The sequence below is a fragment of the Paraburkholderia phenazinium genome (assembly GCF_900100735.1).
Taxonomy (GTDB): Bacteria; Pseudomonadota; Gammaproteobacteria; order Burkholderiales; family Burkholderiaceae; genus Paraburkholderia; species Paraburkholderia phenazinia.
Genome location: NZ_FNCJ01000009.1, coordinates 284896 through 301901, shown reverse-complemented (window position 1 = coordinate 301901; position 17006 = coordinate 284896). Strand labels below are relative to the sequence as shown.

General features: G+C 58.7%; 18 protein-coding genes and 2 pseudogenes. 8 read left to right on the top strand and 12 right to left on the bottom strand.

The features are described 5' to 3' along the window. Positions 1 to 151: 151 nt before the first annotated feature. The gene (locus tag BLQ92_RS21510) at positions 152 to 769 is read right to left on the bottom strand and encodes an RES family NAD+ phosphorylase (protein WP_279607912.1); all 618 of its coding nucleotides are present in this window, start codon (positions 767 to 769) and stop codon (positions 152 to 154) included. A 123-nt stretch (positions 770 to 892) separates the two neighbouring features. Beyond that, on the bottom strand, positions 893 to 1429 hold the full coding sequence (locus BLQ92_RS21505; protein ID WP_090686534.1) for a hypothetical protein: 537 nt from the start codon (positions 1427 to 1429) through the stop codon (positions 893 to 895). A 1220-nt stretch (positions 1430 to 2649) separates the two neighbouring features. Between BLQ92_RS21505 and BLQ92_RS41135 the strand changes: the two are divergent. The 3 genes and pseudogenes from BLQ92_RS41135 to BLQ92_RS21490 all read left to right on the top strand — a co-directional run. Continuing rightward, a pseudogene (locus BLQ92_RS41135) lies at positions 2650 to 2856 on the top strand (cache domain-containing protein); the annotation flags it as partial. Positions 2857 to 2868: 12 nt separating this feature from the next. Next, a pseudogene (locus BLQ92_RS21495) lies at positions 2869 to 3294 on the top strand (methyl-accepting chemotaxis protein); the annotation flags it as partial. Between the two features lie 128 nt (positions 3295 to 3422). Beyond that, the gene (locus BLQ92_RS21490; protein WP_090686533.1) at positions 3423 to 3818 is read left to right on the top strand and encodes a MarR family winged helix-turn-helix transcriptional regulator; all 396 of its coding nucleotides are present in this window, start codon (positions 3423 to 3425) and stop codon (positions 3816 to 3818) included. Positions 3819 to 3854: 36 nt separating this feature from the next. On the opposite strand, the gene BLQ92_RS41130 is transcribed toward BLQ92_RS21490, so the two are convergent. Together BLQ92_RS41130 and BLQ92_RS21485 are read right to left on the bottom strand one after the other, a co-directional pair. Then, positions 3855 to 3983 carry a hypothetical protein gene (locus BLQ92_RS41130; protein ID WP_279607906.1) on the bottom strand — a complete coding sequence of 43 codons (129 nt, stop codon included), beginning with the start codon at positions 3981 to 3983 and terminating at the stop codon, positions 3855 to 3857. Between the two features lie 170 nt (positions 3984 to 4153). Then, positions 4154 to 5617 carry a trypsin-like peptidase domain-containing protein gene (locus BLQ92_RS21485; protein WP_244106140.1) on the bottom strand — a complete coding sequence of 488 codons (1464 nt, stop codon included), beginning with the start codon at positions 5615 to 5617 and terminating at the stop codon, positions 4154 to 4156. A gap of 774 nt (positions 5618 to 6391) precedes the next feature. Between BLQ92_RS21485 and BLQ92_RS21480 the strand changes: the two genes are divergently transcribed. Further along, the gene (locus tag BLQ92_RS21480; RefSeq protein WP_090686532.1) at positions 6392 to 6577 is read left to right on the top strand and encodes a hypothetical protein; all 186 of its coding nucleotides are present in this window, start codon (positions 6392 to 6394) and stop codon (positions 6575 to 6577) included. Between the two features lie 110 nt (positions 6578 to 6687). Here BLQ92_RS21480 and BLQ92_RS21475 read toward each other — a convergent pair whose 3' ends face one another. From BLQ92_RS21475 to BLQ92_RS39535, 8 genes are all read right to left on the bottom strand, one after another. Beyond that, positions 6688 to 7017 carry a DUF1840 domain-containing protein gene (locus BLQ92_RS21475; RefSeq protein WP_090686531.1) on the bottom strand — a complete coding sequence of 110 codons (330 nt, stop codon included), beginning with the start codon at positions 7015 to 7017 and terminating at the stop codon, positions 6688 to 6690. 234 nt (positions 7018 to 7251) lie between these two features. Beyond that, positions 7252 to 7995 carry an ABC transporter ATP-binding protein gene (locus tag BLQ92_RS21470; RefSeq protein ID WP_090686530.1) on the bottom strand — a complete coding sequence of 248 codons (744 nt, stop codon included), beginning with the start codon at positions 7993 to 7995 and terminating at the stop codon, positions 7252 to 7254. After that, the gene (locus tag BLQ92_RS21465; RefSeq protein WP_090686529.1) at positions 7992 to 8741 is read right to left on the bottom strand and encodes an ABC transporter ATP-binding protein; all 750 of its coding nucleotides are present in this window, start codon (positions 8739 to 8741) and stop codon (positions 7992 to 7994) included. The genes BLQ92_RS21470 and BLQ92_RS21465 overlap by 4 nt, the downstream gene beginning before the upstream one ends. Then, the gene (locus tag BLQ92_RS21460; protein WP_090686574.1) at positions 8738 to 9631 is read right to left on the bottom strand and encodes a branched-chain amino acid ABC transporter permease; all 894 of its coding nucleotides are present in this window, start codon (positions 9629 to 9631) and stop codon (positions 8738 to 8740) included. The genes BLQ92_RS21465 and BLQ92_RS21460 overlap by 4 nt, the downstream gene beginning before the upstream one ends. A gap of 56 nt (positions 9632 to 9687) precedes the next feature. Further along, positions 9688 to 10557, bottom strand: coding sequence for a branched-chain amino acid ABC transporter permease (locus BLQ92_RS21455; RefSeq protein WP_090686528.1), 870 nt, complete (start codon positions 10555 to 10557; stop codon positions 9688 to 9690). Positions 10558 to 10720: 163 nt separating this feature from the next. Further along, on the bottom strand, positions 10721 to 11977 hold the full coding sequence (locus tag BLQ92_RS21450; RefSeq protein ID WP_090686527.1) for an ABC transporter substrate-binding protein: 1257 nt from the start codon (positions 11975 to 11977) through the stop codon (positions 10721 to 10723). A 337-nt stretch (positions 11978 to 12314) separates the two neighbouring features. Next, a complete protein-coding gene (petA, locus tag BLQ92_RS21445) occupies positions 12315 to 12935 on the bottom strand; it encodes a ubiquinol-cytochrome c reductase iron-sulfur subunit (protein WP_090686526.1) in 621 nt (206 codons plus the stop codon). Positions 12936 to 13267: 332 nt separating this feature from the next. Further along, the gene (locus BLQ92_RS39535) at positions 13268 to 13573 is read right to left on the bottom strand and encodes a hypothetical protein (protein ID WP_143016648.1); all 306 of its coding nucleotides are present in this window, start codon (positions 13571 to 13573) and stop codon (positions 13268 to 13270) included. 294 nt (positions 13574 to 13867) lie between these two features. On the opposite strand from BLQ92_RS39535, the gene BLQ92_RS21435 reads away from it, so the two are divergent. From BLQ92_RS21435 to BLQ92_RS21420, 4 genes are all read left to right on the top strand, one after another. Continuing rightward, on the top strand, positions 13868 to 14296 hold the full coding sequence (locus BLQ92_RS21435; protein ID WP_090686573.1) for a MarR family winged helix-turn-helix transcriptional regulator: 429 nt from the start codon (positions 13868 to 13870) through the stop codon (positions 14294 to 14296). Positions 14297 to 14505: 209 nt separating this feature from the next. Then, positions 14506 to 14637 (top strand): hypothetical protein, encoded by a 132-nt coding sequence (locus BLQ92_RS41125; protein WP_279607907.1) that lies wholly within the window; start codon positions 14506 to 14508, stop codon positions 14635 to 14637. A 156-nt stretch (positions 14638 to 14793) separates the two neighbouring features. Then, the gene (locus BLQ92_RS21425) at positions 14794 to 16662 is read left to right on the top strand and encodes a chloride channel protein (protein WP_090686524.1); all 1869 of its coding nucleotides are present in this window, start codon (positions 14794 to 14796) and stop codon (positions 16660 to 16662) included. 82 nt (positions 16663 to 16744) lie between these two features. Further along, the gene (locus tag BLQ92_RS21420; RefSeq protein ID WP_090686523.1) at positions 16745 to 16999 is read left to right on the top strand and encodes a hypothetical protein; all 255 of its coding nucleotides are present in this window, start codon (positions 16745 to 16747) and stop codon (positions 16997 to 16999) included. Positions 17000 to 17006: the final 7 nt, after the last annotated feature.

The following is a 17006-nucleotide window of genomic DNA, read 5'->3' as shown; positions in this document are numbered from 1 at the left end:
GTCGGGCATCTTGGCGTTCCGACGTAGGGTTCGTGGGCTATGCCTCGCGCCTCGCTGACGCCTGCAGCTGACTCGTCTACGCCAGTCAAGAAGACAGAGCCCACCAGTCGACTGCAACTCGATGTCAATCTTGCCAAGACCTTTATGCGCATTAGCGCTCGGGTGGATTCCAATAATCGTCATCCGAATCGATCTGATCCGAACTAGTCCCCGGAATTTGGACAGGAGAGGTTGAGTAGTCGACCCTTTTGACTAATACGGCTTCGACAGTATCGGGAACTACGCGAAGCGGATCTGTTGACCATCCGGTGTCAGCGTGAAATGCACCGAGCGCGCGTCCGAAAATGACGATATTTTTCCCTTCCTCGTGTTGCACGGATCCGAACACGACGGCGTCCAACGGTGGTTGATGTATTGCAGTCAGATATTCGGCTAGGACCTGTGTGGTCAGATATTCGTGTTCTTCCCCAGGACGAATCGGCGTCTTGATACGGTCGTGCAGATGGCGCAAGAGACGAAACAGCATTGCGCGATTGCGGAAATCGTCCTGAAAGTAGCTTAGCGCCATCCCGTGGGATTTCTCGAGGAGCGTGAAGTCGAGAACACGCAGCGGTCGGACGGTTCGAAATTCGACAGAGCTGACCTGTACACCGAGCGGAGGACGGAGTTCGGCGACACAGGTCGGACGTTCGAAGGATCCATAGAAAACCGAAACGCCTTCCGGATTCATCCGCCCAGCCTTCGCGACACTTGGCGGCGGTGCATGCAGTTCGCGGGCCGGGTTGGCGGCAAATTGACGAAGCTGTTCGAGGGACGTTACTTGGCGACCGCGAAAGATTGACTGGTCTGTGAGTTCATAGATGACCGTGGGTTTGCCTTTCGAGTGCCGTTGTCAAGTGCGCAACTTGTCGACGTCTTGAAAGAGCTTGGCGAGGAAGTCTCTCGCATCATCATTGAAGAATCTGTATCCCGATTTGACGCCACGCCGGAAATGTTCCCACGCATCATCGGCGTATTCGTCGATGTTCCAGCCGGAACGGATTTCGTAATTTTCAGTGTCATCCCAGTACGGCTCATCGCCATCGCTGGGATCACCGTTGAAATTGTCGGTGAGCACTTCAAGGATCGCCGGTACGACTCGCTCCTCTGCATCCTCTCCGAGGATTTCCGTGACAACGTCGGATAGTGGATCGCCTGAGGTTTCCCCATCGTAGTGCTGGTAAGTGCCCTTGACGAAGTATTCTTCCAGGACATCGTGCACGCGCGTCGTGGCCGTCAACAGATCCCACGTTTTGCGACGTTTCCGACAGAAGTCGCACTCGTCTACTTTCCCTGTTGCTTTTATTTCTTTATCTAAATGGATGTCGTCGAGACATGTCCCACAGATTCTGCTGTCCCGATCAAATTCGTTCAAGGTGTTTTCTGTCATGGCTGAGTGTCGCCAGCTTCGGAGATCCCCTTCTGCAACACAGGCTGATCAGAAAGCCTCAAGCGTTTGCTGCAGCGTCTGGACCCTATCGTACGTCGAGGCTTTGGCGCTTGCGGGGGGCCGTGGCGAGGAACATAGATTCTACGCCGTCTCTATATAGTAAAGAAAAGCCCGCGAGGGCGGTTCGACGGATCGTGAGCTGGGGCAGATTGGGCGTCAGGCATGTGCCGCACTGCCGGCTCGGTTAGGGCTCTTCGAGGTCGTGCTGCCCGCTCGCTTCGCGACTGGCCGTGCTTTCTTCGCCACAACGCCCTTCGTCGCGGTTTTGGCTTTGGCTGCCGCCTTCGGCACTGCTTCGGGCTTTGCCAGCATGAGATGTAGGCCCATCTCCTCGCTTTGGCGGTGTGCGCTGGGAGCCCGTGACCTTGAACATCGCAGCATCTGTTGGCTTTGAGCGGGCCGCGTCGGAAGGAGCCTGACGGTATTACCTTTGTGCAATGCTTTGCGGTACCCTTTCTCCCCTGGTGTGGTGAGGAAAAGAGGCGTTGTCTTCCATTGCAATCGACCGGAAGCCGAGAAGTGCTGGACGGATTTGTCGGCATCGCTGGCGGTATCGTTGCAATGCCAACCCGCGGAAAGGCCGTCTACACAAGGCTCCAGCCCAATGGTTGACAATCGAGTGGGAGTGAAGAGCGCTTGATCGGTGACGCTTGCGCGTTGCCGGAAATCACCGTAGCGCATTTGATATTGAAGAAATGCGATATGGTCAATATCAGCAACTATCGCTGACCAGCAAGACGTGTCGGCGATAGTTATTGTCGTGGATCGGATCCGGGCGATCCTATTGGGCAATATTGATCGTTGATTGGGTAATCCTATTACTTCGAGACCGATTCATTCCGGGCGGGATCGGTCTCTATGCCGGTTAAAATAAGCAGGATCGTCAACGGCGCACTAAGTCGAGCACAACAATTTCGACGCATCCTTCCTGCGCGGCACGACTGCTGGTAGTTAGCATTTCCTGTAATGTCTGGGGCGTGGCAGGGTGGCGATTACCGTTGCGCGGATTCGCGAGCCGCTTGTTGATCGGTACGTCGTTGCCGAACCAGAGGACCAAATAGATTCCTTGGCCTCCGGCTCTCCAATCGCACGTGTACAGTCGATCAAGCTGACAGTCTGCTCCATCCCAGAGTTGTCGATGCCACTGCCCCTTGATCTCGATGGGCAGGCGCAACGTTCCGACAGAATCGGAGGCAACGGCGGCGGAGAAGCCCGGCAATGGCTACATGACTATCGCGACGGCGACACCAGTCGTCATCATGCATCCGACGCTCGCGGATCTGCGCAACAAGGACGTCTCGCACTACGCGGATAGCGACGGCAAGCTACTGTTCGTCGACATGGTCAAGCTCGCGCAGTCGCAAGGACAGGGCTTCGTCGCGGCCGTCGAAGCGGCGCGTGCTGGCGAAGAAGGGCGCGGCTTCGCGGTAGTAGCGGGCGAAGTGCGCAATCTTGCGCACCGCAGCTCGGATGCGGCGAGAGAGATCAAGAGCCTGATCGAGGATTCGGTAGAACGGGTCGACGACGGCAAGGCGCTGGTCGAAAAAGCGGGCGGCACGATGCATTCGCTCGTTGATGCGGTGAAGCGCGTCACCGGCATCATCAGCGAAATCTCGGCGGCGTCCGAGGAACAAAGCCGTGGCATCGAGCAGGTCAATGTCGCAATTGCACAGATGGACGAGACCACGCAGCAAAACACGGCAATGGTCGAGCAAACCGCCGCCGCCGCGCAATCGATGCAGGAACTGGCGCAGATGCTGCGCGACGTCGTCAACGTGTTCCCGTTGCAAGGAGAGGCTGTCTGACGATATGCCGGATCGTGACGTGTGCGTGCGCTGGGAGATCATGAGTATCATGTCGGATCAGCCAGCCCATTTCGATCACGGGAACCTACAGCATGACGACGCGCAGGAAACCTGCAGCTCCAGAGGGCATGCCCGCCAAAGAAGACCTCGAAGCGATGTCGCTTTTTCGTTATCAACTGCGTAAATTTCTTCGCTTCTCGGAAGAGGTCACACATGCGGAAGGTGTCACGCCGCTACAGTATCAATTGATGCTGCACGTCCGCGGTTTCGCGGGGCGTGACTGGGCAACGGTCGGGGAGCTAGCGGAGCGGCTTCAGGCGGCGCCGCATGGCACCGTCGCTCTGGTGTCGCGCTGTGAGGCAAACGGGCTTGTCTCACGTCGAGCGAGCAGGGCAGACGGGCGTCAGGTTGAAGTGCACCTGACGGTCAAAGGTGAACAATGTCTCGCGCGGCTCGCATCGAAGCACAAGCTGGAAATCGAAGCGTTCGGGTGGGCGTTCAACCGAACGCCTCCGCGAGAATGAAGATCCGCGGATCCGCACGTCGTCGCCATTGCCCGCCTAAGCGTCGCCTTTCATCGAGCCGAGCCGCGTGATCAGTTCCACGCCTTCCGACGTCAGCTTGAACTCGGTGGCGTCGACGGCTGTTGCGACCAACTCGACCAGACGTTCCCGCTGAAGGCCCGCCACGTCGGGGTCGGCAAGTTCAACGGCGGGAGCAATACAAACAACATTGCAATCTCGTGGGGGCTGAGCAGTCTCTTCATTCCATACCCGGTATGACGTACAGACGCCGCGAACGCGAGTTGCCCGAGTCCGCGGCAGGCGTTTCGGAGGGGATACCACTTTTTTGGCCGCGCCTAGCTGACATCGATGGTCACGAACATCTGGTGGCCGTCATGCTCAACTAGCAATGCGACGGATTTGCCGCTTCTTTCAATCCGTTGGCGGAATTGAGCCACGCTTGAAACCCGAACGTTATTGACCATCAGAATGATGTCGCCGGGTTGAATGCCACTCATGGCCGCGGGGCCGACACTTTGCTCGACACGAACACCCTCCCTGACGCCGGCGGCGTCTCGCTCTTGCGGCGTAAGGCCTCGTACCGTTAGACCATCCGGTCCGACTGAGGACTGATCGGCCGAGGCGGATGCGAGCGCTGCGGTGTTCAGGGTTCCCAGGACCACCTCTGTGTCATGCGGGCTTTGATCACGCCAGAACTCAATGTGCACCTTGGTGCCTGGTTGCAAGTCGGCAACGGCCATCGGTAGCTGGGCCGAGTCGTCAATCTGAAGGTCGTTCAACTTCAGAATAACGTCGCCTGAGCGTAAGTCCGCTTTGGCCGAGGGCCCGTGCTGGTCTACCGAGCTGATCAGTGCGCCGACCGGCTTGGGGAGTCCGAAGGATTGGGCCAGAGGCCCCGTGACCTCCTGAATCGTCACGCCCAGGCGTCCATGCTCGACCTTCATATGATGTTGCAACTGCTGCTCGACCTTCATCGCCGCATCAATAGGAATCTCGAAAGCGAGACCTTCGAAAATTCCGTGGGTAGGGTGGACCGGCGCTTCGATTCCGATTACTTCTCCATCGAGATTGAAGAGCGGGCTTCCATCGTCGCCGGTGCTGTTGGTCATATCGGTCTGGATCAGCGGAATGTAGGTTTCGCTTGGGAGGAAGCGATTCATGTCGCTGATGATGCCGGCCGCCGCTGTATTTTCGAATCCGTACGGCGAACCAATCGATACTACCCATTGTCCGGCCTTCGCCAGCGAAGAGGTCCCGATCTTGACGGTAGGCAACTGACGTGCATCGATCTTTAGTAGCGCGATGTCGCTGGCCGGGTCGAGACCGACAAGGGTAGCCTTGAATTCCCGCCGGTCGGTGAGCTTCACGTGGATTTGCGTTGCCCCGTCCACTACGTGGGCGTCGGTCAGGATATATCCGTCCGGGCTGATGATAAAGCCGGAGCCAACATTCTCGGAGCCCAACTCAGGCGAGCCGCCATCACCCGGGGAGAATTGTTGAAAGAAACGGTAGAACGGGTCGGCTTGATCGCCCGCAGGAGGCCAGAGCGGCGCAAGACGCGCAGTCCGTTTCGCGCCGCTTGCGCTGATATGGACTACGGCGGGTCCGTCTAGCCGGACAAGCCGGGCGAAGTCATCGGAAATGCCTGTCGCCGGTACGGACAGCGTGTTTGGGGTTACCCCAGAGGGGAGCGACTGCGGGGTAGGTGGGAAGGCGGTCGCATGGGCCGTGCAACCCACGCATAGTGCTGCAACCATACACTCGACAACAAGCACACGCTTCAAATCCCTGATCTTCATGACATCGCTCCAGCCTCGGCTGAGATGCTCCGCATGTCTCCGTGTTTGCGGGGGAAACATGCGCGTCATCTCCGCGACACAACGATTTCAATCTAGGAACACAAGATTAAACGGCTCTTAAGAGGGCGGGGCAGTCCGGGTTGAGGGGCCGGGTAGCGCCACGGTGCGCGCCGCAGCCGGACTGGCGCAACTGTCTTCTTGCACCTGGTGTCGGATACAGCGTCGCCGAAAGATAAAAAATGGACCCGGCGTTTTCTCCGGATCCGAAAAGCCAGCCCCAGGTACAGGGAACGGAGCCGGCTGGCCACTCTGGAAAATCGGATCTGCAAAGATCATTCAAGATCGCATTCTGATGGTTCAATTCGAGCCACATCGCAAGCGTGAATTCCCCCGCATCCAAATACCAAGGCACGCGGACCCCTTCGACCATGCAACCAGACAACGAAGTTGTCACTCGTTGGGGCTTGGTCGAATTTAGGGTGAAGGGCTTAAGCGAAACTTAAAGATGACATCAGGACAAACCCGACCGATTGAGCGGGGCGCGGGACGAGCGAAGGTCGGCTGAATTTGCTACAGGCAGCCAGTGAAATCTTGCTTACCTCACGACGTGACATAGAATTAAAAGGTGGATTCCAGGCGGTAACCCTCCGGGATCCGGAAACGACCGATGAGTCGAACCCGTTCATGCGGTAGCGTCAGACCCGCCGAGTCGCGGGTTTGGCATGTAACGAAACTGTTTTGTGACGAGGCATTCGTCGAAAGCAGGAGGGCGTCGTGTTCGTTAATAGTGATTTTGAAATCAGCTATCTGATTGTGAGCTTTGCGTTGCTCGGGATCATGTTCACCGACAGCCTGCTCGCTGCGTTGCGTCTCGATAGATGGCATCCGAAGCTACGGGGCGCGGCGCTAGGTGCCCTATTAGGCTTTGCGCTGATCGAGGCGGTTACGGTCCTTACCTAGCTTGCCAGGCATGGGGTCAATAGCGGTTACGATCGTTTGTCGTTTGTGGTGTGTCGCATGCCGCCTGACCCGCCTGAACGGGTCATTACGCGGCTTCCACCGCAGAATCGCTACAGGCCCCAGATGATATCGGCGTTCTGCTTACGGGCTTCACGCATCATGTCCAGCAAGGGCCACGCGCGGTGCGCAAGCCCGCCGCGGTCTTCATCCATGTTGTAGCGGTGCGCGCTTGTGACCGTATACAGCGATTCGAGCGCAGCTTCTGCATGCGTCTCTTCGGAAATGGCTGTCTCCAGGCGAGCGATCACGTGAGACAGTTCTTCGTGCGCAATGACCCCGCGCACATCCAGGTGCTTTCCGATCAGACCAAGGAGATATTGCGCAAGATTCCTGAGCATAACGACGTCAGGCGCGGCGGTGGATTGAAACGTGACCAGCATGATGAAACCTCCTTGCGTAGAGGTCTTCAACGTGGCGGAATCCTATACATCGGGCTATCAGCGTTCCATTCGGCACGCGCAACCTCGTACATCGCTTTCCAGTTCCAGAGCGGATCGTAGCGACACCAGATCCAGTCATGAGAAGGCCTATTTGCATTTTATGTCATAGCGTGACAAATTCAAGGCTGCCAGCCCGCGTTGGGGGCGTTCAGGAGAGGCGGACGCTCAAGCGGATCACCCCGGATTTTCGAGTTCCCTGTCCGGGCGGTCCCAGTCCTCCACGCTAGCGCCCGCCAGTGAGCGCACCCGTGCTTCGTCGCTCGCAAATTCGCTGGCCGGACCCGTGAATACCACGCGTCCGTCATCAAGCACACACGCAGTATCGGCAATCTCGACAGCCGCCCTGACATTCTGTTCGACCAGCAAGACGGACATGCCCGCGCTGCGCGTCCCGGCGATCACCCCAAATACTTCCTCGACAATGAGCGGCGCAAGTCCTTGCGAAGGTTCGTCAAGCAGGAGGAGTTTCGGATTAAGCATTAACGCTCGCGCGATCGCCAGCATCTCCTGTTCACCCCCCGAAAGCTGCCTGCCTTTGTTAGCACGCCGTTCCTTCAAGCGCGGAAACAGCTTATAGATAGTTTCGATCGTCCAGGGTCCGGGGCGCTCGAGCGGCACCAGCAGGTTTTCTTCAACGGTCAATCCCTGAAAGACACGTCGTCCTTCCGGTACGTAGCCTACGCCCGCTGCGGCGATTCGAAAGGGCGGCCACGCGGTGGTCGTTTTGTCGAAGATCCGCACGGTGCCGTCTCTTGCGCGCGTCAATCCCATGAGACTTCGCAGCGTCGTCGTCTTGCCGGCGCCGTTGCGGCCAAGCAGCGCGACGATTTCGCCCTCTTGCACCGTTAGCGAGACTGCGTGAAGGATATGGCTCTTGCCGTACCAGGTGTGCAGGCCGTCAGCTTCCAGGGCGTTCATGATGCTTTCCCAAGATAGGCCGCCTGGACCGCTTCATTGGCGGCTATTTCAGCAGGCGAACCCTCTGCCAGGACGCGTCCTTCGGCGAGTACCATGATGCGCTGGGCCAACTGGAAAATTACGCGCATATCGTGCTCGATCAATACCATCGAAAGCGCCTGCTCCCTGTGTAGTTTCCGTATTAGCTGGGTGATGTCGTAGGTTTCCTGGTCTCCCATTCCCGCGGTAGGCTCGTCGAGCAGCAATAGGCGCGGTCTGAGCGCAAGGGACATGATGATCTCCGTGGAGCGCTGGTCTCCTAGCGACAATTCCCCCACGAGGCGGTCCGCCTTGTTATCCAGACCACCCATCGTGATCAGTTCGTCAACGCGATCGCGCACTTTCGCAGCGGCGAGGCGCGAAGTCCATGGGCTCAGGCGGTGACCGCCTTCAATTTCAACAGGAATTCGCACGTTGTCGTGGACTGTGAGTTCCGGAAATACTTCGGTGATCTGAAATGTGCGCGCCATGCCGATTGTCACGCGACGGTGGGGAGGGAGGCCGGTTATGTCATTGCCATCGAACAGGATGCGTCCAGCCGTCGGCTGAAAAAATCCACTGATCAGATTGAAGAAGGTGGTTTTTCCAGCACCATTGGGTCCGATCACCGCCCGCAGCTCACCGGCCTCTACGGTCATCGAAACGTCATTGACTGCCCGCAGGTTGCCGAAATGGCGAGAGACGTTCTCGACGTAAAGCAAGCTCATGAGTTCGCCTTTCTGCGTAAGATCCCGAGCAGCCCGCGCGGAAAGAACAGCACAACCAGTATAAAAAGCAGGCCGATAAACGACATCCAGTTTTCTGTCCGGCTGGAGATATAGTCCTGCACGACGACAAAAATCGCGGCGCCAATGAGGGGCCCCCACAGCGAGCGCATGCCTCCAAGTACCGACATGATAACGAACTCGCCAGACTGGTCCCAGCGCAGCCCGTGCGGATCCGAGAAGTTGTTCAGCAGTGCGTAGAGCGTGCCTGCCAGGCTGACAAAAAAGCACGAGATGACGAAAGACAGCCAGATATGTTGTTCAATGGGCACGCCGAGAAAGCGCGCGCGGCGCTCGTTTTCGCGAATGGCAAGCAGCGTGCGCCCGAACGGCGAACGCAGCAGGCCTGCCATGATGCCTACCGAGATCGCAAAGCAAGCCAGAACGAAGTAATAGAATGCCGTCCCGTTACTGAGGATATCGACCGTCCCAAGCCCGAGATTGATCGGCATGCGGTGCCATCCCGAGAGACCATCGTCGCCGCCCGTGACGGAATTCCACCTGAACGCAATGAAATAGAACACCTGTCCGAACGCGATCGTCGCCATCGCGAAGTACACTCCACGTAGGCGGACGATCAGCGCACCGATCACGGCTGCCGCGAGTGTGCCTACGGCTACGCCAACCAGCATGCCGAGCGGGGTACTCGGAACAAGGTATCTGATCGTCATGCCTACGCCGTAGGCGCCGAGTCCGAAGTAGGCGGCGTGTCCGAACGACAGCACGCCGGTAAAACCGAGCAGGAAATTTAGCGACATGGCGGCTAGAGCCATGACAAGCAGGCGCGTGCCCAACGCAGTATAGCCGCCGATCCAGTTGATCCAGAACGGCATCGTAAGCAACGCCAGCCAGATCACGAGCGCGCGGCCCCATCCATATTGCGCTTCTGTCACTGTATTCTCCCTTCCTCGCCCAACAGACCGCGGGGGCGCACGAGCAGCACGACTCCCATCATGATGTAGATCACGGCCTCGGTCGCCGAGGGGAAGAAGACGGAGGTCACGCCAGATGCCACTCCGATCAGGATTCCGCCAAGCAGCGTGCCGGGCAGACTACCCAGGCCACCTACGATGATCGCGACAAAGCTCGGCATGATGAGCGAGTCGCCGATTGTCGGCTCCAGTCCAAGCATGCCCGCGGCGAGAACACCGGCGAGCCCTGCAAGAAATATCCCGAGGCCGAAATTCAACGTGCGCAGCATTCGCACGTTGACGCCGAGTACCGACACCGTTTCCAGGTCGGTCGTGCCAGCGCGGATGCGCATACCCAGCCGGGTCCGGTTGAGCACCAGGAAGAGGCCAGCGACCACTATGATGACTAGCGCCACCATAAACAGCCTGTAGCCAGTCAGAAAAAAGAACGTGTTGCTAAGTGGTGAGTTGAGGGACTCGGGTATCTGGTAAGGCAGCGTTTGCGGCCCCCAGATATAGCGCGTGCCGTCCTGCAGCATGAAAGCCAGTCCGAACGTCAGGAGCAGGCTATACAACGGATCTCGACCGTAAAGCCGGCGGATCAGTAATCGCTCGATCACCACACCCAGCGCTGCGGTCAGAAGAGGGGCGATGAGCAGTGCGACCCAGAATCCAGTGTAGGGCATCAGCGTGTACGCGAGATATGCGCCAACTGCGAGGAACCCTCCGTGAGCGAAATTGATCACACCGCTCAGGTTGAGTATCAGGGAAAGCCCGAGCGCCATCAGTGCATAGAATGCGCCGATGATGAGGCCGTTGAAAACGTTAAATAGAATCAGCTGTGTCATGGCACCGCCGAGGGCGTTCTCGCAGATTCCGCGCAGCGAGGGGGGCGGACAGCCTGCCGTGGGTCGGTGCGCCCTTTTCGGGCGCTAGCGGCGCGTTCAAGGAGCGCCGCTACGCTTCGTTGCCCACGAATGGAGCTTGTCTATCCGGCGCTCGCTACTGCGCTCAGGACCACTTGATGTGGCAACCGGTCTCTTCCACGGGCAATGCCGCATCAATGCCCTTGACGACTGCGTCGACATGGAAGAGGTCATCCGGTTGCGGCCCCTGTTCGACAGCATGGCCGACGTAAAGATCGGGCATCAGTTGGTGATCGCCAGCCCGATAGAACGGGGTGTCCGGCATAAGACCCACCTCAGGCGGCAACTTGAAACCCTCGAGCGCCTTCGCCAGCTTGACCGCATCGAGCGTCTTCTCCTGATTCGCGACGAGCGCGATGGTCCACATCGCGACATAGCCAAACCAGTGACGGGCCGTCGGCACGCGGTTGGCCTTCTTTCGAATGCCTGCGACGAACTCTGCCACGTGCGGGACGTTGGGCTGATTCCAGTACCATTCGAACACCCATGTGCCGATGCGGGCGTTGGGTGGGAGGCCTTCGAGCACTTCGAGTTCCTGCTGGGCGCCGGCGATATGAAAATGCTTGTCGAGACCAAACTGGACGGCCTGCTTGAGCGAGTTGACGGCGTCCTCGCCTGCGGTCAGAAACAGGATGACATCGGGATTCGCGGCCTGGGCTTTGATAAGGTATGAGGAATAGTCGGTTGTTCCGAGCGGTGCCAGCGCCGCCCCGACCTCGGTGCCGCCGAATTTCTTCAGGCTGGCTTCAAATCCCTGCTGTAGCGTGTGCCCGAACGCGTAGTCTGGTGTGATGAAAAACCACTTCTTACCGTACTTGTCGAACAGCACCTTGGAGACGGAATTGGTTTCCATGCGGGTCGTGTTGCAAACCCGGAAAACGTTCCAGTGGCAGTCGGTCCCGGTCACGGCATCGGTATGGCCCCCGGTTACGATGTGCAGCGTCTTCAGTTCGTTCGACACCTGGCCGATCGCCAGCGCCATGGCGGAATTGACGTTGCCTAGCAGGAAATTGACCTTGTCGCGTTCAATCAGCTTACGAGCTTTCTGAACGGCGGTGCCGGTATCCGCGCTCGTTGAATCTTCAACCAGAAGCTGCACTGGACGACCGAGGATGCCGCCCTTGGCATTGATCTGGTCCAATGCGTACTCGCACCCGACCTGCTCGTTCTTGCCAAGCTCGGCATAGGTTCCAGTGAGCGGGTCGTTGAGTCCGAACTTGATGGGCTCCTCGCCGCGGGCCTTGATAATGAACGGCGCTGCGATTTGCATGATGCCGGCTGCTGCGGCCGCCTTGAGAACGATCCGGCGCTGCCGGTTTCCATTAGCCAAACTTTCAGTCATTTCGTGTCCCCTTTCTGTGGTCGTAACCCCGGCGTTTCTCGCCTACCCCTTCTGAGAGAGGTTCGCTTCCGGGTTTTGAGCAACATACCGCGCGCCGACCCGCCGACTCCGGATGCGCAATGGTTGGCTGGCGTCTACGTTAGTACAACGATATTTATAGTGGTTCGCGGAATATGAATTCCCGCGACCCTGGTTCTCCGATGCTTCAAATATAGGCCACGCAAAGGCGAAATAAGTTGGCGAACAGCCTCGTGAAGCTAGGGGTTTTCACGCGTATTGCCTGCCGCGACCCTTCGCTCGGCGCTGGATCGGCGAGAGGACGATCCGTCGTGCGTGTTCATGCTTCCCCATGCTCATCCTCCCCAACCAGAACGCTCGTGGAAGCCGCAAACTTATAGCGCGGAACGTCCAGGTTTTGCGGTGCCGGTTTGTCCTTGAATACACGCCCTGCGAGATCGTACGTGGAGCCATGACAGGGACACAGGAAGCCACCGGGCCAGTTGTCGGGCAGGTTCGGTTGCGGCCCTTCCTGAAACCGCGAGCGCGGCGTGCAGCCAAGATGAGTGCAGACGCCTACGACGACGAGAATGTTCTGATGATCCGCACGAGACCGGTACTCGTTCTTGCAGTACTCGGGCAGCGGCATGGAGAACGGATGCTGCGTGGTGGGATCGGCCACCATAGGGTTGGCAGTTACGACGTCCGCCAGCATTTTCGCTGTCCGGTTGACGAGAAACACCGGGACGCCACGCCACGCGACAGTCATCATGTCGCCGGGCTGCAATCTGCTGATGTCCGCCTCGACTGGCGCACCGGCGGCGCGAGCCTTTGCCGACGGGGCGAACGAGTCCACAAACGGCACCAGCGTGGCAATTCCCCCGACGCCTCCGGCAATCGACGTTGCGATCAGCCATTTGCGGCGCTCGAGATGGACGCCTTTTTGCTGGTCCTCGGTCATCTCGCGCTCCATCCATTCGATCACTCATATGCGTTTGAGTGTTATTTCGTCAACACGTTCGAGACTGGTCGGAAGTGTCGACGAGGTCACGACTATTGTCCTGTCTTGTCCGGGACGATGGATAGCCTATGTCTCGCGCGAATGGAGTTTGAGCGGATGAGAGGGTGCCCAGGAAGCGGGTGTCCGGATTCAAACGGAGTTGAGCGTAACGGTCCTGGCGAATTGTGAGTCGCCTGCTTTTGTTTATAGCTGACTGAACGTTAGTCGCCCCGTGTGGCAGAGCCTAACCGTACCATCGACAACGAAGGTGCGCTGCGGTTCGCCTCAGGCGATCATTTCGAATTTTCGCGCCACTGCCATTCAAACCTGTCACCGCGCAAACGGACGTGCCTTTCGCCGTTGAAGCTTTCGTTGTTTAGCAAGGATGGGGCGATCGTGGGCCCGCGGCTCGATCGTGCCGACGTATAAATGATGCGCGTCAGGTCGGTCTTCTCCGGCGCTGGATCGTGCCCCGTGGGTGACAATTCAACAGGGCTGAGCATCGCGACGTTGATGTCGTGCGCCGCGTGCGTACCCGAAAACGTACTCCCAACTGAAGCGGGTAGGACCGTAAGTAACCCTATCAGACCGTGTTTCATGCATCAATTTCCGCAATGGGACACCTCGATGAGCGTCCGTCCCGGGAGGGCTAGCTGAAGCGCTGAATCCCTCTCGACTCTGGATTGCTTCTCGTAGTTGAGATGGACTCCTGCATGTCAGAAAAGTTACGTGGCGGGGCGAACACGCGCATGCTGGGCCGGATTCCGGCTGCCTATCCCGGCACAATAATCTTTCATTTGTGAAAGGATGTGGAAAATTAGCGTACTAGACACTATGATAGATCATGAAGTGACATATTTCCAATGCCGGCGGTAGCTTCAGGGGATGGGATTATGGACACCAGGAAACACCCGGAGGGCAGCGCTTTAACGAAGCAGGAACTGGAAGAGTTGTCGGAGTTCCGCTATCAGCTGCGCCGCTTTCTTCACTTCTCCGAGAAGATCGTACACGCAGCTGCGATTACTCCCTTGCAATATATGTTGCTGTTGCACGTCATGGGCTTTCCGGGCCGTGACTGGGCAACGATCGGCGAATTGGCGGAACGCCTGCAGGCGGCGCCGCACGGCACTGTTGCGCTCGTGTCCCGATGTGAGGCCGCCGGCCTGGTTAGACGCAAGCCTAGCGAGCATGATCACCGTCAGGTTGAGGTACACCTGCTTCCGAAAGGAGAGCGCGTTCTGGCAAAACTGGCCGCACTGCACCAGTCCGAGGTGCTCCAGTCGTTCGGCTGGGCATTGAGGGAACCGGGGAATCGCGCGTGACGTTTGCCGCGCGCAACGACTGATGAGCCTGAGCGGTTAGCACGCAGTGCGAGACGATCTGGGTTTCGCGGTCGATTGTTTCTTCAGGAATTTTCCTGACATGGCATCGGTCCAAATACTTCGGCTGGAAGAATATTTCGTGGCTACTGCCCTGGTTCGGCGGAATCTGGCTGCTCTCGTGGCTCGGCGGAATCGGCGGTGGGCGCGGCGTGATTGGCTTTGGCTGGGACATTCTGCTGGTGTCGATATGGAGCCTGGTCGTGCTGGCGCTTGCCATGCGTTGTGCGCTCGGAGCGAATGAAACCTCGGCCATGATGGAGCGGATGGACCAGACGAGCTAAGCGATCATCTCGCGTGCGGGCCATCAACAGGCCGCACGCGAGATGATCTGGCCGTTCGCGGGGCGCGCGTCAGTGCCATCTGTTGCGGATGCCGCTGAGAAGCGGCGTAGAGGAAGTTTGCGAATCTAACCCGTAGTCCTCTGAGGACACCATACGATGCCGGGCGACTCCGATCGGCCTGATCAGGCAGTGGAAAGCGAGCCGCGCCACGTCAAAGTGGCTCCGCTCCAGCCGCACGCGGTCGTCCATGAGGATGAAGACACTAGCGAACCGGTGGCGTTACGTTGGCTATGCTTCCTCGCATTTGTGGTGGGCATCGTCACGGGCTTCGGGGCGGTAGTATTTCGGGCCTTGATCGGATTTGTGCACAATGCGTTCTTTCTCGGCCGCCTGTCGTTCGTGTATGACGCGAGTCACTTTACGGCTGCATCCCCCTGGGGGGCGCTTGTGATTCTGGTGCCCGTACTGGGCGGCCTCGTGGTCACATGGATCGTTAGCACGTTTGCGCCGGAAGCCAAGGGCCATGGCGTGCCTGAGGTAATGGATGCGATCTACTACAAGCGCGGCGTGATCCGTCCCGTGGTGGCGGTTGTGAAATCGATCGCGTCCGCTCTCGCGATTGGTTCCGGGGCCGCCGTGGGTCGCGAGGGGCCGATTATCCAGATCGGCTCGGCGCTCGGCTCCACGCTAGGGCAGATCGTGTGGATGACCGCTGGGCAACGCATCACGCTAGTGGCCGCAGGGGCTGGGGCTGGCATTGCAGCGACCTTCAACACGCCGATCGGCGGCGTGCTGTTCGCCACTGAACTGATGATGCCGGAAATCAGCGTCAATACGTTTTTGCCGGTGGCGATAGCGACCGGCACGGCGACGTTTCTGGGCCGGCTGTTCTTTGGCGCCGCCCCCGCCTTCTTTGTGCCGGCGCAGCTCGGCGCGATTCCGAATCAGCCAGGCAGTGCGTTGACGTTGATTCTTTATGCGTTGCTCGGCACCGTGACGGGTGCCGCCGCAGCATTGCTGATTCGCGCGTTGCACTGGGCCGAGGATGCCTTTGATCGCATTCCAGGGCTTTACCTGCGGCACGCATGCGGAATGCTGATGGTTGGTGTGACGATGTATCTGCTATTCCACTTTGCGGGGCACTATTACGTGGAAGGCGTCGGCTACGCAACGATTCAGGCCACGCTCTACGGTCAGTTGCAGGGTGGTGCGTTTCTGTTGTTGCTGGCGCTGTGCAAGACGCTGGCGACCTCGGTCAGTTTGGGGTCGGGTTCTTCGGGCGGCGTTTTTTCCCCGTCGCTGTTTATCGGCGCCACGCTCGGCGCGGCCTTCGCCTCGGTTGTAGCGATGGTTTTGCCCGGGGCACCGGTTAGCGCGCCCGCTTTTGCGATGGTCGGCATGGGCGCGATGGTAGGGGGCGGCACGGGCGCCGCGATGACCGCGGTGGCGATGATCTTCGAAATGACGCGCGACTATGACATCGTGCTGCCGATGATTCTCGCTGTGGCGTTCAGTCTGGGGGCACGTCGGATACTGTCACCTGAGAGCATCTATACGCTAAAGCTGGTGCGGCGCGGTCATCCGATTCCGAATGCGATGCACGCCAACATGTTTCTGGTGCAGAACGCGGCCCAGGTGATGGAAACGGACGTGTTTGTGCTCGACGCCCAGGTGCCGTTTCGTGACTTGCTGACTCGCTCGGAGGGGCCAGCATTCCGGCACGTAGTGGTCACGCGCGAGCATGAGATCTATGGTGTCTTGCGCATCAACACGGGTTTGCGGCGGGCGGTCAGCGAGAGCGATTCGGATATCTCGCTTGGGGCGCTGGCACAGCGAAACTTCATCGTCGTACGCGAGAACGACGTAGCCTTTGGCGTGATTACCCGGCTGTGGAAACAGCGCGCGATGATGGCGGTGGTGGTGGGACGGCACGAGGGGCACGGGCCTGCTCGCGTGCTGGGGATCATCGCGAAAGAGCACATCGCCGATGCTGTGGCAAGCAGCATAAGGATATTCCCCGGCTAGGCGCAAGCAGTAGCGACTAAAGACGGGTTAAGGCGAGCCGTTGGCACGGCCTCGGGCCGGGCTTGCTGCGAAGGAGTGACAAGTGAAACTGACTCATGAGCTGGATGCTGCACGCAAGCGCATCAGCAAGGCGTTGCACCTCGACACATTGAGAGGCGTCGCACGTGAGCGACGAACGGCGAGAGAAGCACCGCTGCCAGAATGGGTCATTGTCTACCGCACGGCGCAGGGGTTCTGCTGCATGTACCACGACGTACCGGTTGATTTCAGCGAAATGCTGGATGTTCAGATCTGGTCCGAGGAAATGGATGTGCAGACCTATTTCATCGGCCTTTGAGCCGGGT